We start from the raw sequence: 16,732 nt of genomic DNA, 5'->3' as shown, positions 1-16,732 counted from the left end.
GAGGAAGGCGATTCTAATGGTAAAAGTAGGCGTAATCGGACTTGGATCGATTTCAGATTTTCATCTTAAATCTTATCATGATGACGGACGTGCAGAGATTGTTGCTCTTGCTGATATGAATGAGCAGCGGCTCAAAGAAAAAGGATCACAGTATCATGTATCAGCACTGTATACGGATATTGATGAGCTTCTTGCAGATACGAATGTTGAAGCTGTCAGCATTTGTACATGGAATAATACCCATGCAGACCTGGCAGTTAAGGCGCTTCATGCAGGAAAGCATGTACTGGTTGAAAAGCCGCTGTCCATTACAACAGAGGAAGCGCTGGCTGTTCAGGAAGCCCAGAAACAAACGGATAAGATTGTTCAAGTGGGTTTTGTCCGCAGGCACGCGAATAACGCGAAATGGCTAAAAGACTTTATTGAATCTGATGGACTTGGAGAGATCTATTATGCAAAAGCGAGTTGTTTGCGCCGCCTTGGAAATCCGGGAGGCTGGTTCAGTGATAAAACACGTTCCGGCGGTGGCCCTCTGATTGATCTCGGTGTACATATGATCGATATTTGCTGGTATCTCATGGGCAGACCAAAGCCGGTCTCTGTATCAGGAAATGCTTATGACAAGCTTGGTAACCGCAGCAACATTAAGCATCTGGATTTTTATAAAGCAGCTGACTATGATCCCTCTGTTAACTCAGTTGAAGACCTGACTAATGCCATGATCCGCTTTGAAAATGGTGCAAGTCTGCTGGTTGATGTCAGCTTTACATTACACGCCAAAAAAGATGAATTAAGCTGCCAGCTTTATGGTGATAAAGGCGGGGCAGAGCTCGAACCGGCATTGAAAGTAATGACAGAAGTGAACGATATGATTTTTAATATGGATCCGCAAATAGATCATCCTGGTCTTGATATGTTTGAAGCGTTTCAAAGTGAGATTTCGCATTTTGTAGATGTGATTGAAAATGGTGCAGAGCAAATCGCCCCGGTTGAAGATGGTGTGGAAGTGATGAAAATGTTGAATGCGATTTATCAGTCTGCGAAAGAAGGAAGAGAGGTCCTGCTTTAATATGAATCAACTAACAGTGGATTTAATCATTATTGGAGGCGGTTTTGGAGGGACTGCAGCTGCAATTGCTGCATGTTCAAAAGGTCTGCGCGTCTATATGTCAGAACCGACTGACTGGATTGGCGGACAGGTGACTTCTCAGGGAGTACCACCAGATGAACATCAGTGGATTGAAGAGTTTGGGAGCACCCTCCGCTATCGTGAATACAGAGAATCAGTTCGTTCCATTTATAAAAAAATCATGCAGGTAACGGCTGAAGAAGAGTACTTAAATCCTGGCAATGGACTTGTAAGCAATATTTGTCACGACCCGAGAGTGTCACTTCAGGTACTGAATGAAATGATATTACCTTATCAGCTTACAGGTCTTCTGACCGTGGACTACCGGACAGCACCGGCTGAGACAGAACGTACGGGCAGGATGTTGCATTCAGTCGTGTTTCTTCATGGCGATACAGACAAGTATACGAAGGTATCGGGCAAATATGTGATTGATGCTAGTGAGGAGGGAGACCTTCTGCCACTTGCAGGTATGAATTATGTAACAGGCGCTGAAGCAAAGTCGGATACAGGGGAAGAACATGCAGGAGATGTGGCAGGTCCGAAAGATATTCAGGCTTTTACATATGTACTGGGAATCGAGTATCGTGACGGTGAAGATCACACAATTGAAAAACCGGAAATGTATGATTTCTGGAAGTCTTTCAAACCCGATTTCTGGCCTGATCAGTATTTAAGTTTTTACGCTCCTCATCCACAAACAAAAGAAAAACGGACTTATACGCTCTTTAAAGAAGAAAACGGATTTCCGTTATGGGATTACAGAAGGATTCTGCATACCGGCTCATTTGCGCAAATGGGGCATGCAGGTGAAGTCACTTTAATGAACTGGCCTATGAATGATTACTTTCTTGGAAATGTGTATGAAGTTACAGAAGAAGAGCGGAAGAAGCATGATTATCAGGCCAAGCAACTTAGCCTGTCTCTACTTTACTGGATGCAAACGGAACTTGAAAGAGCTGGCGGAAAGAAGGGTTATCCAGGTCTAATGCTCAGAAAGGATATTTTTGAGACAAGGGACGGACTTGCTAAAGCACCTTATATCAGAGAATCAAGAAGAATAAAAGCAGAATACACAGTTACTGAAGACGATGTTTCTCCCAGGATTCAGACAAACCAATGTGGGAAACAGTATGAAGATTCAGTAGGTGTTGGTTCATATAGCATTGATCTTCATCCGAGTATTGGAGGCAGGAATTACCTAGATATTCCCGCTCTTCCATTTCATATTCCCCTTGGCGCGCTGATTCCGGCAGATATGGACAACGTGATTGCCGGCAGTAAAAACATTGGGACGACTCATATTACAAATGGATGTTACAGATTGCATCCGGTTGAGTGGAATATAGGCGAATCTGCCGGGGAACTGGCTGCTTTTTGTATTAGCAGAGGTCATACACCAAAAGAGGTAAGGAATGATAAAGCACTTCTGGGATCTTTTCAACAGACGCTGAAGAGTTCCGGTGTGCAATTGGAATGGCCTGAAAGCTTTTATGAGAAACGGAGGCAGGAAGTATGAAAGTCAGTGTAAGTATGTACAGCCTGGCAAGTACGATTCAGAAAGAACAATGGGGAATAATAGATTTTCTTGACTATGCAAGAGAAATTGGACTTGATGGCGTTGAACTGCTCGATTTTTATTGGACTGATAAAAAGAGAGAGATTCCTGAAGTAAATCAGTACCTTGAACAGCATGGTCTTACTGTCTCAGCCTATGATGTATCAAATGATTTTGTGAAGGCTAACGCTGAAGAACGCAAAGCTGAAATCCAAAAGGTCATAGACGCCATTTATACAGCAAAAGAACTCGGAACGAATATTGTCCGTACATTCTGTGGCGATGTAAAGCAAGGTGAAACATTCAAAGACGGTGAACAGTGGATTATTGAAGGTCTAAGAGAAGCTGCCAAAGTAGCTGAAAAGGAAAAAGTTTATCTTGCTGTTGAGAATCATGGGTTGCTTGCCGGTAAAAGTGAACAGGTTGAAAAAATGATTAAAGAAGTAAACAGCCCCTATGTCACTTCGACTTTTGATACTGGTAATTTTCTTCTTGTCCATGAGGAACCGGAGGCGGCGTTTGAACGGTTAAAGTCTTCAATCAGCCATGTGCATTTTAAAGATTTCCGTGAAAAAGAAGAGGGAGAACAGATGAATGGTTTTAAATCAGTAAAAGGAGTAGAGCTGATTGGCGTAGTACCCGGAGACGGCCAGGTCAATCTCCAAAAGATTGTACAGCGGCTCAAAGATACTGGATATAAAGAATTTCTATCGATCGAGTATGAAGGATTTGACGATGCAAAAGAAGCAAATAAAGAAGCAGTCAACCGTCTGCGTGAGTTAATTGGAAGGGTGTGATTGTGATGACAGGCGTGATTTCCTCTGAGCAGGCAAAGTGGTCTGAGGTTCATGAATCCAAAAAGCTCATAAGTCCACTATCAACTTATCCAGTCTTTATTAAGGCAAAGTCAGCGATTGCAGAGGAAAAAAGCAAAAAAGGCGTATTCAGGATCAGACATGTTCTGTCTGAAGCGAAAGATCCGATAACAGTAGCCGCAGTTGATCTGCTGGTAATTAAAAAATTATTTGGGGAAGTAAAAAAATGCTTTATGAAAAGACATGACGAACATCTGATTATTTCTGTGTTATTTGAAGAAGGTACGATCATGCAAGCTGACTATACTTTTGGCCGTCCGTTTCATTTTGAATTGGAATGGAGTGGTCAGGAGAGAATCATTACATTTAATAGTGATGTAAACCGTGCTTTTAGCAATGAAAATATACTTTTTGAAGCGTGTAAATCTGTAAAATCTGATCAACATTCGGGTTTTACTGTTCATGAAGTAAATCAGATGGTGGAGTTGATGTCATGAAGATCGGAATGATGAGTTTTGCACATATGCATGCATATAGTTATGCAGATGCGTTGAAAAAGCAGGGCATTGAAATCAGTGCAATTTTTGACGATGACAGTAGCCGTGCTGCGCAACTGGAAAAAGATTTTGGCATACAGGTAGACAGGACGTATGAAACATTTTTTTCCAATGAAATAGATGCTGTGATTGTATGTTCTGAAAATAGCCGGCACCTTGAAATGGTTCAGTATGCTGCCAGGAATAAAAAACACATTTTGTGCGAGAAGCCGCTCGCCCTGTCACTAGATGACTGCAGAACAATGATCAATGTCTGCAAAGAACATCATGTTCTGTTACAAACTGCTTTTCCGGTTCGCTTCAATTCAGTGATATGTAATTTGAAAGAGCAGATTGATCATGGAGATGTAGGAGATATCATTGCATTTCGAACGACTAATCGCGGTCAGAACCCGGGTGGATGGTTTATTGATGCAAGTAAAGCGGGCGGCGGAGCTGTTCTGGATCACACCGTACATATGGTAGACATCATGCGATGGTTTACCGGCAGTGAGGTGAAAGAAGTTCAGGCTTTTGTTGATACGATATATCATGAAGGTGAAATTGATGATACCGGCCTGCTGATGATTGAATTTGAAAATGGGGTCATTGCTTCACACGATGCCAGCTGGTCTCGTTACCCGGATTATCCGACATGGGGAGACGTAATGATTGAAGTAATTGGGACGAAAAAAACGATCCGTGCAGATGCGTTTGGTGAGCATTTATCAATATTTCATAAAAATAAATCACAAAATCTCACTTATGACTTTGTGGGACAGGATATGGATTACGGGCTGATCTCAGACTTTATTGAGTCTGTTCAAAATCTTCGCAGCCCATCTATTACCGGGGAAGACGGTATGCGTGCGGTAGAAGCCGCCCTCATGGCATATGAGTCTGCAAAAAAGAACGAAACAGTTAGAAAGTAATCACAACTGTGATGTCAAGTGTCCCAGCTTATGAATCTAGCACCATAAAAGGAGAGAAAACAATAGTGAATATATCTTTACAGGTTTCCAGTAAACAGATCACTGCTATTCTATTGGCTTTTCTGCTCACATTGTCCTTTGGAATCATTACAGCAAATGCAGAGAGTATTCCCGGATATTTCTCAGAACCTGAAGACCTTGGTGAATTTGTAACTAATGCTGGTACGCTGGATAGCGCATACGGAATTGAAGATGGAAGAGAGGTTTTATATACGACTGTAACGGGGGATCCTGCATTATTCAGTGTGATTGACCTCCAGACTAACGAGTTAATAAGAGAAATACCTTTAACAGGAGGCGGACAGACCTGGGGGCATGTCGTTGATGGAAATGGACTCGTTTATATTACAAGCGGCAGAAACCTTTTTGTCTATGATCCCGCTGCCAAACAGGTAGAGAACTTAGGGAACCCTCCTGGTTCGTCCACAATCTACGGGCTTGCAGTAGATGAAAATAATGTCGTATATGGCGGGACATACCCGACTGGTCAGGTATTTAAATATGACCCGGCAGAAGGTGAAATTGAACTTTATGAAGCTTTCGGAACAAACCGACAGTACGTACAGGATGTAGCTTACTATGATGGCAGTCTGTTTGCTGGCACTGCTACAGTAGGGGGTCTATATAAGATGGATCCTGAAAGCGGTGAAAGATCATACATTCCTTTTCCGGAAGAAACGGGATATACAGAAAATGATGCCCCGGGACTTTTCAGGATGCAGGCTGTAAACGAATTTCTCTTTATTCATATGTCATCTACGCCAAATCTCGGGCTGATTTATGATATGAAAAATGATGAATGGGTTGAAGTGATTGAAAATTATCGCAGTATGTATGTTACACCTGAGATTGATGGTAAAACCTATTATATTGCAGAAAACAGATTTGTAGAATTTGATCTGTCCACAAAAGTTTCTACACCAACTGATATTGCATATGGGCTTTATTTCAGGCATGGTACATGGATTGAAGTTGAGGGAGATCCGGAGCTTCCGGGAAAGACACTTGCCACAATTGCAAGCGGAAGTGTAAAGCTCATCAACTTTGAAACTGGCGTGATAAAAGATCGTGCGCCAGTCGTGAGTGGAACACCAATCTCCGTTCAGGCAATGGAGTTTGGTCCGGACGGTCTTCTGTATATGGGAGGTTATCATGGCTCATCGGGTACAAGGTATAACATTGAGACTGGTGAGATTGAAAGGTTCAGCATGGGCCAGACTGAGGGTATGACCCCGTATGATAACAAAATGATGTTTGGCGTGTATGCAGGTGCTCAAATCTATGAACTGGATCCGGCATTGCCAATCAGTGAAAATAACCCTTATAAAATCCATGACATTGAAGATGATCAGGACAGACCTTTTGCGATGACTACAGGTGATGAATATTTATTTGCAGGTACAATTTCAAAAGGCGGTACTTATGGTGGAGCTATCTCGATTTTCGATGGAGTGAATTGGGAAACTCATAGAAATGTTGTAGAGGATCAAAGTGTAATGGGTCTGGCGTATCAGGATGGTAAGTTATTTGGTTCAACCACGATATGGAACGGGCTTGGAATAGAACCAAAAGCATCAGAAGCAAAAATGTTTGTCTGGGATGTTGAAAAAGGTGAAAAAATTACAGAATTTGTCCCGGATATTCAATTGGCTGATGGTCAAAAGCCAAAAGCGATTGGAAGTCTGTCAACAGGTCCTGATGGGAATATATGGGGTGCTGCCTATGGAACAATATTCGCATTAGATCCTGATACTTATGAAGTCGTAAAACAAAAAGAAATTATCTCAACTAACTGGAACTTTTCTCATTTGTGGAGTCCTGTAAAGCTGCGCTGGGAAGGATCTATTCTTTATACGACCCTTGGCAGTCAAATTGTTGTAATTGATACAGAGACAATGGAACATCAATCATTTCCAGGTACCCGTACAAACCTGATGGTAATTGGAGATGATGGACACATCTATTACAGCGAAGCCTCAATGCTCAAGCGGATTCGGGTAGTAGATGATATTAATGCACCCGTCCGGACTGAAATTGATATCAAAAATGCTGATTTTGAAATGGGAGTTACAAATGGTGTAATTCCTGGCTGGAAAACCTTTATACAGCAGGAAAATACGTCGCTCGAAATTTCAGAAGATTACGCATTGTCAGGCAGCAAGAGTTTAAGAATGCTTGATCAGTCCACATCTAAGATTGCGACACTCGAATCCGAACTGTTTTCAGTGACTCCGGGTCAAAAATACACAATTGGTGTCAGCTACTATTTATCTGACCCTCCTGAAAATCCTGCTGGAGGAAACTTTTCATCAAACCGCAGCCTTTTACAGGTGAGGTATTACGATGAAAACAAAGAGCTTATTCAGTATACGAGTGGTCTGGGTACAGAACTTCTTGGTCCTTTGCATCAGTGGCAGGTCAAAGAATTCAGTGTAACTCCGATTGAAGAAGCAGCATATATGACTGTTCATCTTGGAGGAAGTACAAACTGGGTATCAAATGTCTATTATGATGACGTTTATGTATCAACTGAAGCATCCCCGGACGTTGTTAGTATTGGAGATATTGATCCGCTTACAGTAGCATATGGCACAACGGCAGAGCAGCTTGAACTCCCATCATCCGTAAGGGGAGTTTTAAGTAACGGGAATGAAATAGATGTGAATATTGAATGGAAAACGAGCAATTCAGAATACGATGGAACCACGCCAGGTAAATATGTCATCTACGGTGAACTGGTATTGCCGGATGGCGTTATGAACCAGGAAGCGCTAAAGGCTTCAGTAGAAATCACTGTACTTGAAAAGCAGTTCGGGCTATTCAAAAAATATTATTTGATTGAAAATGCAGGTTTTGAAAAAGGATACGTGAATGGTGAAATCCCTGGCTGGAGAGTATTTGCCGGGAAAGATGATACATCCCTTGAGCTAACAGATTCAATTTCAAGATCAGGTGAGTACAGCTTAAACTTAAAGGATGCCACAACAGTCGGCTTTGCTGCACTTGAGTCATCAATGATTCCTGTTGTACCTGGGAAAGAATATACTGCAGGCGCAAGCTTTTATCTGGATCAGCCTCTTATAAATCCTGAAACAGGTACAGCTTTTTCTTCCAGTCGATCACTGTTCCAGGTTCGCTACTATGATGAAAATAAAGAGTTTATTAATCTGACACGCGGTCTTGGCATCATCTTTGATGGCAAACTTGGTGAGTGGAGAAACGATGAATTTACCGTAACACCTCCTGAAGGTGCGGCATACATGGTGATTCATCTTGCCAGTAATGAAGCTTATGTCTCCAATGTTTACTACGACGATGTTTACGTGTATTCAATGGAAGAAACAGAAGTGAAGTCGGTTGAAAAGCCTGAAGCAGTTTACGTTAAGCATAAAACTCCCCTTGATGAGGTGGAGTTGCCGTCGGTCGTTAGCATAACACTTAATGATCATGACTATACACTTGAAGTGCCGGTTATTTGGAATAAGAATCAATCTGATTATAACGACAAGAGAAAAGGCACATACACCATTTCTGGAGAGCTGCAATTGCCGGAAGGAATAAAAAATTCCGGAGGATACACGAGTGAAATTGAAGTGTATGTGACACATAAGAACGGAAAAATCCATCCAGGCAGAGGAAATTAACAGACGGTAGTGCTTAAGAGAGTTCTTTTATCAGAGCTCTCTTTCGCTATTAAGAAAAGAGGTGCATCCTGATGAGAATCATTGCATTAGGAGATAGTAATACAAAAGGTGAGATGTTAGGAGATCAAAACTGGACCACACTTTTAGCAGAGATAACAGGTACAGAGGTTGTCAACGAAGGAGTAAATGGTCACACGACTGAAGACGCAAAACTCAGGTTAGAGAGTAAAGATATTTATTTGAATGGAGATATTGTACTATTCATGTTTGGAACAAATGATTCTGTTATAACAGAACTGGAAGAACCAAAAGTCAGTTTGACAAGATTCAGAGAAAATATCATTTTCTTTGTTAAAAAACTACATGAAATTAACTTAAAACCTGTCTTAATGACAGTCATACCTTTAATAGAGGGAAGTGGAGAGGATGGCTATTACCTTTCGAGACATCATTCATCATTTTTCAAAAAAATCTCTCCGCGTGAGTGGGTGAATCAATACAATGACATTGTGAGAGAGATCGCAGTTTCAGAGCGAGTTCAATTAATAGATATATGGCAGCATTTTATTACTATTGCTGGAGAAAAAGAGGATCTTGATACAAAACTTGTTGACTCGAGATTAATTGATAGCAGCGGCACACATCTCACAATCGAGGGAGCAAAGGAAGTCTATGTGAAAATCAACAAATCTTTAAAGCAACTCTATTGATATTCTTAGTTAAGGTGGATACTATTCAACAAAATAGAAAGAGCCGTCAGATATGAGATCTGGCGGTTTTTTTGCGCTTTCTGCAGAGGGGTTGGTCACGTTTTGGGCGGTGAAGGTTGTATGCCCGCTTGTAATGGTCGGATACACCCGGGCTGACGGTCGTATATACACTGGTGAAGGTCGCGTATGCACAAGCGAAGGTCGTATCCGCACATTTCAGCGCAGTGATCCGTCCTCGTGATGCAGTTGAGAAATTTAATGATTGTTTCCCAAGTGCATGCAGGGCGGCTTCGCTATGTGGCATGCTTAGTTGCAGTATTATGCTGCTCAGCTGTAGGATACACCCGGGTTGGTGGTAGTGAGCCGCGCTGTTAGTGTTGTGAACCAGCCCCCAGCTGTCGTGAGCCGCCACCCCGCTGCACCGCCTCTGCCCCCTTTTTCTAAAACCAAAACTAGAATTTTCCCTCTATTTAGACTATAATGAAAGCTATTGATTCGAAATCCGAAATAAAGGGAGCGTACATATATGACGACTGATTACTTATATCATCCATTTTCATCTCATCGAAATACTGTATTTGCGAAGCGGGGGATGGTGGCGACGAGTCAGCCGCTTGCTGCACAGGCAGGGCTTGAAATTTTGCAGCAGGGAGGCAACGCGATTGATGCTGCGATTGCGACAGCTGCAGCACTGACTGTTGTGGAGCCGACTTCTAATGGGATTGGCGGCGATGCGTTTGCGCTTGTGTGGACGAAAAATAAACTGCACGGACTGAATGCAAGTGGTCCGGCACCGCAGTCTATTTCAATAGAAGAAATGACAAAGCGCGGTTATGAGAAGATGCCTGTGTTTGGAGTGGAGCCGATTACTGTACCGGGCGTACCGGCTGCGTGGGCTGAGCTGTCTGAACAGCATGGGAAGCTTCCGTTTGAAAAGCTGATGGCACCGGCGATCCGTTTAGCGGAAGAAGGGTATCCAGTCTCACCGATTCTCGGAAAGTACTGGAAGGGTGCTGCTGAGAAATTCAAGGAGATTTTTAAGGACGATGTCTATCAATCATGGTTTGACACGTTCACACCTGAAGGGCGCGCACCTGAGATCGGTGAAATGTGGTCGTCAAAAGGGCATGCCGAAACGTTAAAAAGCATTGCAGAATCGAAGGCTGAGAGCTTTTATAAAGGTGAGCTAGCTGATAAAATTGATGCTTATATGAAAGAGCACGGCGGCTATTTATCTAAAGAAGACCTGGCTACGTTCAAACCTGAGTGGGTGGATCCCATATCAGTCAATTATCGCGGTTATGATGTGTGGGAAATCCCGCCGAACGGGCAGGGGATGATTGCACTGATGGCACTGAATATTGCGCAGGGGTTTGAGTTTGACGAATTCCAGAGTGCAGATACATATCACAAGCAGATTGAAGCAATGAAGCTTGCATTTACAGATGGAAAAGCGTTTATTACTGAGCCTGAGGATATGCCGATTTCAACGGAAGAGCTTTTATCAAAAGGGTATGCGGATGAACGCCGTGAAGTAATCGGTGAAAAGGCCATGAACCCTGAGCCGATGGAGCTTCCAAAGGGCGGCACGGTATATCTCGCAGCAGCAGACGATGAAGGCAATATGATCTCGTATATCCAGAGTAATTATATGGGATTCGGTTCAGGTGTAGTGGTGCCTGAAACGGGGATTTCACTGCAGAACAGAGGGCATGACTTCAGTCTTGATGCTGAGCACCCGAATGCACTGAAGCCTGGCAAACGTACGTATCACACGATTATTCCCGGGTTCCTTACAAAAGACGGTGAGGCAGTCGGACCGTTTGGCGTGATGGGTGGTTATATGCAGCCGCAGGGGCATTTCCAGGTGACGGTGAATACAATTGATTTCCATCTGAATCCGCAGGCAGCGCTTGATGCGCCGAGGTGGCAGTGGATGCATGGGAAAACGGTTTACGTGGAGCCGCACTTCCCGAACCATTTAGCGCAGGCGCTTGTAAGAAAAGGGCATACGATTCAGGTAACAACAGACGGCGGATCTTTCGGACGTGGACAGATTATCTGGCGTGATCCTGAGACCGGCGTGTTAAAAGGCGGGACAGAATCCCGTACAGACGGACAAATTGCAGCGTGGTGATGAGGATTGGCTAACAATAAACAGGGCGGTCTGTTCATGGGATTTTTCAGAGTCGGCATTTTCGGCTTTGGGGGCGGACCGTCATCGATTCCACTTGTTCATAAGGAAGTAGTGGAACATTATAAATGGATGAGTGACGAAGAATTTTCAGATGTACTGGCGCTCGGTAATGCCATGCCGGGACCGATCGCAACAAAGATGGCAGGCTATATCGGCTACCGCGTCGGCGGGGTATTAGGCATGATCAATGCTGTATTTGCCACGACGTTTCCATCAGTTATTGCGATGATTGTCATGCTGATGGCGCTGAATGCGTATCGCGACGTTGCCTGGGTAAACGGGATGTCGCAGGCGGTGGTACCGGTTGTCGGCGTACTGCTTGCAGTTTTAACATGGGATTTTGTGAAGAAGTCTAAAACTGCATTTGGCTGGGGCGTTGCTATTGCTTTGATTATCGGAAGCTTTGTGCTGCTTGAAATAGCAGGCCTGCACCCGGCGATTCTCATCTTAGGCATTCTGCTGTATGCGCTGATCTTTGGCGGGAAGCGGGGTGCGAAGAAATGATTTACTGGGAAATCTTTTTAGCGTTTTTCATACCCGGTATTCTCGGCTACGGTGGCGGACCTGCTTCAATCCCACTCGTTGAAAATGAAGTGGTTGACCGTTACGGCTGGATGACGACGCAGGAATTTTCAGAAGTGCTCGCACTCGGTAATTCACTGCCGGGCCCGATTGCGACAAAAATGGCCGGTTATATCGGTTATGCTGAAGGCGGGATTTTAGGTGCAGGTGTTGCACTTTTTGCAACGATCGCACCTTCACTTATTTTGATGATTGTCCTTCTTGGGCTGATTATGAAATATAAGGATTCACCGCGTGTGAAAAAAATGTCCACACTCGTGCGCCCGACGATTGCTGTTCTTTTAGGCGTGATGACATGGGGCTTTTTCGCGGATGCAATTGAGGCGACAGGTACTGTGCAGACAGTTGTTCTCGCAGCCATCAGCTTTGTTTTACTGGAGCGGTTTAAGGTGCATCCTGCATTTGTGATTGCAGGCGCGCTGGTTTACGGAGCGGTTTTTTTAGGGTAAATAAAAGCATCTTGATTTAGAGGAGTGCTGAATATGACGTATTCAATCGTGGGTTACGATCCGGTAGAAAAAGAGTGGGGCGTTGCGACGCAGTCAAAATTTCTGGCAGTCGGCGCAGTCGTTCCGCATGCAGTGGCAGGTGTCGGGGCAGTGGCGACACAGTCGTATGCAAATACTGCGTATGGACCTGAGGCAATGACCTACATTATGTCCGGTAAAACGGCTGAGGAAACGATCGAACTGCTGATTAAAGAAGATGAGGACCGCGACTACAGACAGGTTGGTATCGTTGATAATCAGGGCAACGCGGCTACATATACAGGTGAACAGTGCTATGACTGGGCAGGTGGCATGACTGGTAAAAACTTTGCAGTGCAGGGAAACATTCTGGTTGAAGGCACGGTGGAGTCAATGGCCCGCGCTTTTGAAAATGCAGAAGGGCAGCCGCTTGCAGACAGACTGCTCGCAGCTCTATCTGCCGGCCAGGCTGCAGGCGGCGACTCACGCGGCCAGCAATCCGCTGCACTGTTAGTCGTGAAGGATCAGGGTGGTTATGGCGGATACAATGACCGCTTCATAGATCTGAGAGTAGACGATCACACAACGCCAGTCGATGAACTGGTGAGAATCTACCGACTTCACCAGCTCTACTTCGCGCCATCTAAAAAAGAATTTCTTATGCCAATCGAAGGAGAAGTCGAGAAAAAGCTTGAGCTCCAGCTTGTGCGTCACGGCTATCTGAAAGACGGGATCTCAATCGAAAAGGCACTCAGAAACTATCTGCATACAGAAAACTTCGAAATGCGTGAGCAGGCAGAAGGGTATGTGGATATGGAAGTTGTGGAGTATATGGAGCGGACATGATGAAACCGGGCTGATGCCCGGTTTTTGTTTTGGGGTTTTGGGGAGCTGCGCGCAGGCAAGTGTTGCAGTGTTTTGGCTGGTGGCTGTCGTGTTTCGCTCTGCAGCTGTTGGATACACCCGGGTTTACTGCGGTTAAACGGCGCACAGGTGTAGTGAGACGGCCCGCAGCTGTAGTGAGCGGTGCACTCGTTGCAGCGACCTGCCCTCGTAATGAATTTGGGAAACTAAAGGCTTGTTACCCAAGTGCATGCAGGGGCTGTTTGTCTGAGCGTGGAGCAATTGTTGACTATTCGTTGGTGATGGTTGCATGGCGCCGCGCGATGACCGGATACACCCGGGTTGGTGGTCGTATCTGGCCCGGCGAAGGCCGCGTCCGTCTCCGTGAAGGTCACATCAGCGCGATCAATGGTCGTATCAGCGGATTTGGCTGCAGTTACCCTCAGCCGCCTTCCCCTCCAATTCTTGTATCTCCCATCTGTAAGTGATAAGATAATTAGGTGTATACGTAGGTTTAATGGAAACGTAACAGGGGTATAAACCTTGTTTTGATATGAATAGCTAGGACGGTTTTACCGCCCGTTATATAAAGGAGCGTTAACATGGCTGGAATTTTGAATAAAATTTTCGATGGAAACAAGCGAGATGTGAAACGTTTTGATAAAGTGGCAGATCAGGTAATTGCGAAAACAGGTGACATTGAGCAGCTTTCAGATGAGCAGCTGCGTGCGAAAACAGATGAGTTAAAAGCCCGTTACGAGCAGGGTGAATCACTTGAAGATCTGATGCCGGAAGCTTTTGCAGTTGTTAAAGAAGGCGCAAAGCGCGTGCTTGGACTCGACCCGTACCGCGTACAGATGATGGGTGCTGCAGCACTTCATGAAGGTAATATTGCCGAGATGAAAACCGGTGAAGGTAAAACGCTGACGTCTACGATGCCGGTGTATCTGAACGCACTGACTGGAAAAGGCGTACACGTTGTGACAGTCAACGAATACCTTGCCAGCCGTGATGCTGAGGAAATGGGTCAGCTTTATAATTTCCTTGGGCTCACAGTCGGATTAAATCTGAACAGCATGGATAAAGACCAGAAGCGTGAAGCGTATCTGGCTGATATCACATACAGCACGAATAATGAGCTTGGATTTGATTATCTGCGTGATAACATGGTCCTTTACAAAGAGCAAAAAGTTCAGCGTCCGCTGCACTTTGCTGTAATTGATGAAGTTGACTCGATTTTAATTGATGAAGCGAGAACACCGCTGATTATCTCGGGTCAGGCTCAGAAAAATACGCAGCTTTATATTCAGACAAATGCATTTGTCCGCAACCTCAGAATCGATGAGGACTACACGTATGATGAAAAAACAAAAGGCGTGCAACTGACTGAAGACGGAATCACTAAAGCAGAGAGAGCATTCCGTATTGATAACCTGTATGATTATGCGCATGTGACGCTGAATCACCACATTACACAGTCGTTAAAAGCTCATGCTTCAATGAAGCGTGACTTTGATTATGTTGTCGAAGAAGGCAAAGTTGTCATTGTTGACCAATTTACAGGACGTCTGATGAAAGGCCGCCGTTACAGCGACGGACTGCACCAGGCGATTGAAGCAAAAGAAGGGCTCGAGATCCAGAATGAGTCTATGACAATGGCTTCAATTACCTTCCAGAACTACTTCCGCCGCTACGAGAAGCTGTCCGGTATGACGGGTACAGCAAAAACGGAGGAAGAGGAATTCCGCAACATTTACAATATGAGAGTTGTTGTGATCCCGACGAATCGTGAAATCGTACGTGATGATAAAGCTGACCTGATTTATGCATCTGTCAAAGGAAAGCATATGGCAGCAATTGAAGATATCGCAGAGCGTCATACAAAAGGCCAACCGGTACTTGTCGGTACAGTTGCAATCGAAACGTCTGAACTGATTGCGAGTGAATTAAAGAAAAAAGGCATTCCGCATAACGTGCTGAATGCGAAAAACCATGGCAGTGAAGCTCAGATTATTACGGACGCCGGTAAACGTGGGGCCGTAACAATCGCAACCAACATGGCCGGGCGTGGTACAGACATTAAGCTTGGCGACGGTGTAAAAGAGCTTGGCGGATTAGCAGTAATCGGTACTGAGCGTCACGAATCACGCCGTATTGATAACCAGCTGCGTGGTCGTGCCGGCCGTCAGGGAGACCCTGGTGTAACGCAGTTCTATCTTTCAATGGAAGATGATCTTATGCGCCGCTTCGGTTCTGACAATATGAAGTCAATGATGTCACGTCTTGGCATGGATGATTCCCAGCCAATTCAGAGTAAAATGGTGACACGTGCAGTTGAATCAGCACAAAAACGCGTTGAGGGTAACAACTTTGATGCGCGTAAACAGCTTCTGCAATATGACGATGTGCTTCGTCAGCAGCGTGAAGTCATTTACACAGACAGAGATGAAATTCTTGAATCAGATAGCCTTCGCCATATCGTTGACAGAATGGTTGAAACAACTGTCCACAACGCAGTCGAAGCCTATGCACCAATGACTGAAGAGAGAGCCAAGTGGGATCTGAAAGGTCTTGAGCACTTCATCTTTGCCAACCTGCTGCCTGAAAATGTGATCACAGCTGAAACGCTTGAAGGTAAGTCTAATGAGGAAATGAAATCACTCATTATGGATGAAGTGAATAAGCGTTACGATGAGCGTGAACAAGAACTTGGCGAGAGAATGCGTGAATTCGAAAAAGTTGTCCTTCTCCGTTCACTTGATACAAAATGGATCGACCATATCGATGCGATGGACCAGCTCCGTCAGGGTATTCACCTGCGTGCATACGGTCAGATCGACCCGCTGCGTGAATATCAGAACGAAGGATTCGCGATGTTCGAAACAATGCAGCATTCTGTCAATGAAGAAGTCACAAAATACGTGATGAAAGCTGAAATCCGCAGCAACATCGAGCGCCAGGAAGTTGCCCAGGGACAGGCCGTCAATCCGAAAGAAGAAGGCGAAACAAAGAAAAAGCCACAGCCGGTCCGCCGCGAAAACACAGTCGGCCGCAACGACCCATGCCCATGCGGCAGCGGGAAGAAATATAAGAACTGTCACGGGGTTTAATTAAATAGGTCTCTGTTTAGCTGGCTGATGATTGGAGCTCCAATCATCAGCTGTGGAGGTATAAACCTTGTAATTAACAGATCATTTATTTTTAAAACCTTCAGTATTAAGTAATCTCAGCTTGTGATTGGAGTGGAGGACGGAGACTC

Annotated in this window: 12 protein-coding genes; all 12 read left to right on the top strand. The window is 44.6% G+C overall.

Going from position 1 to position 16,732, the window contains the following annotated elements; all coding sequences use genetic code 11:
- Positions 1 to 10 precede the first annotated feature (10 nt).
- The 12 genes from JOD21_RS13720 to secA all read left to right on the top strand — a co-directional run bounded on the left by JOD21_RS13720 (position 11) and on the right by secA (position 16,583).
- On the top strand, positions 11 to 1,069 hold the full coding sequence (locus JOD21_RS13720) for a Gfo/Idh/MocA family oxidoreductase (protein WP_204730208.1): 1,059 nt from the start codon (positions 11 to 13) through the stop codon (positions 1,067 to 1,069).
- Between the two features lies 1 nt (position 1,070).
- A complete protein-coding gene (locus tag JOD21_RS13715) occupies positions 1,071 to 2,648 on the top strand; it encodes an FAD-dependent oxidoreductase (protein WP_204730157.1) in 1,578 nt (525 codons plus the stop codon).
- On the top strand, positions 2,645 to 3,484 hold the full coding sequence (locus JOD21_RS13710) for a sugar phosphate isomerase/epimerase family protein (RefSeq protein ID WP_204730156.1): 840 nt from the start codon (positions 2,645 to 2,647) through the stop codon (positions 3,482 to 3,484). The genes JOD21_RS13715 and JOD21_RS13710 overlap by 4 nt, the downstream gene beginning before the upstream one ends.
- Positions 3,485 to 3,489: 5 nt before the next feature.
- A complete protein-coding gene (locus JOD21_RS13705; protein WP_204730155.1) occupies positions 3,490 to 3,999 on the top strand; it encodes a hypothetical protein in 510 nt (169 codons plus the stop codon).
- A complete protein-coding gene (locus tag JOD21_RS13700; protein ID WP_204730154.1) occupies positions 3,996 to 4,970 on the top strand; it encodes a Gfo/Idh/MocA family protein in 975 nt (324 codons plus the stop codon). Before JOD21_RS13705 ends, JOD21_RS13700 begins: the two co-directional genes overlap by 4 nt.
- Positions 4,971 to 5,035: 65 nt before the next feature.
- Positions 5,036 to 8,674, top strand: coding sequence for an Ig-like domain-containing protein (locus tag JOD21_RS19580; protein ID WP_204730153.1), 3,639 nt, complete (start codon positions 5,036 to 5,038; stop codon positions 8,672 to 8,674).
- 71 nt (positions 8,675 to 8,745) lie between these two features.
- Entirely contained in the window at positions 8,746 to 9,384 is a 639-nt protein-coding gene (locus JOD21_RS13690) for an SGNH/GDSL hydrolase family protein (protein WP_204730152.1), read from the top strand.
- 526 nt (positions 9,385 to 9,910) lie between these two features.
- Positions 9,911 to 11,521, top strand: a complete 1,611-nt coding sequence (locus JOD21_RS13685) for a gamma-glutamyltransferase family protein (protein WP_204730151.1) — start codon at positions 9,911 to 9,913, stop codon at positions 11,519 to 11,521.
- A gap of 36 nt (positions 11,522 to 11,557) precedes the next feature.
- Positions 11,558 to 12,085: a chromate transporter gene (locus JOD21_RS13680; protein ID WP_204730207.1), complete on the top strand. Its 528-nt coding sequence runs from the start codon at positions 11,558 to 11,560 to the stop codon at positions 12,083 to 12,085.
- Complete coding sequence (locus tag JOD21_RS13675) at positions 12,082 to 12,612, top strand: chromate transporter (protein ID WP_039811079.1); 531 nt, start codon at positions 12,082 to 12,084, stop codon at positions 12,610 to 12,612. The genes JOD21_RS13680 and JOD21_RS13675 overlap by 4 nt, the downstream gene beginning before the upstream one ends.
- A 33-nt stretch (positions 12,613 to 12,645) precedes the next feature.
- On the top strand, positions 12,646 to 13,476 hold the full coding sequence (locus JOD21_RS13670) for a DUF1028 domain-containing protein (protein ID WP_204730150.1): 831 nt from the start codon (positions 12,646 to 12,648) through the stop codon (positions 13,474 to 13,476).
- Positions 13,477 to 14,075: 599 nt separating this feature from the next.
- Positions 14,076 to 16,583, top strand: a complete 2,508-nt coding sequence (gene secA, locus JOD21_RS13665; RefSeq protein ID WP_204730149.1) for a preprotein translocase subunit SecA — start codon at positions 14,076 to 14,078, stop codon at positions 16,581 to 16,583.
- Positions 16,584 to 16,732 lie beyond the last annotated feature (149 nt).

The sequence above is a fragment of the Jeotgalibacillus terrae genome, from assembly GCF_016908195.1.
GTDB classification, from domain to species: Bacteria; Bacillota; Bacilli; order Bacillales; family Jeotgalibacillaceae; genus Jeotgalibacillus; species Jeotgalibacillus terrae.
The sequence above is the reverse complement of the archived record's forward strand: the minus strand, read 5'-3'. Positions and strand labels throughout refer to the sequence as shown.